1 protein-coding gene is annotated in these 514 nt (G+C 42.6%); it reads right to left on the minus strand.

The window, feature by feature from the left end; translation table 11 throughout:
- The coding region (locus tag ACS8FC_RS21000) for a hypothetical protein (RefSeq protein ID WP_439298207.1) at positions 1–514 on the minus strand (514 nt) is incomplete at both ends.

Consider the following 514-nt stretch of genomic DNA (forward strand, 5'->3'; position numbering starts at 1 on the left):
GCATTATATTTACTAGAGACTACACCATCAATATCAGTGAGGCTCACAGTGTAGCTCAGTCCAGATTTAACCAATGCTTGACGTTCAGCCTCACTCATCGTAGGACTAATACTTACAGTAAATGTGGTTATACCTTTTGCATCTGTTTTTTGTTCACTATTTTGTAGTGTGAGCTTTGAGGCGTTATTAATCGTTAATTTAGCTACTTTATCTGCAGCAGCGCTACCATCGTTACGTGTCCCTGAGACTTGAATGCTAAAGCTGTCTTTTAAAATATTGATCGGCGCAGGATTGCTGGTGACAGCGAGTGTGGTCTGACTGGCCTGCACCTTATCAGTGACACCAATGGCGACACTCGCAGTACTTGTAGCTCCTGTAGCCTCTACTGCTGCAACATTTAATGCAAATCCACTGTTGTTCTCAATCAGCGTTTTTTGTGCTTGGTTAAGATTGGTCGGTACACGCACATTGAAACTGACTATGCCTTTAGCATCAGTAGTTTGGTTCATAGCAC

This window comes from Psychrobacter sp. 1Y4, from assembly GCF_051847555.1.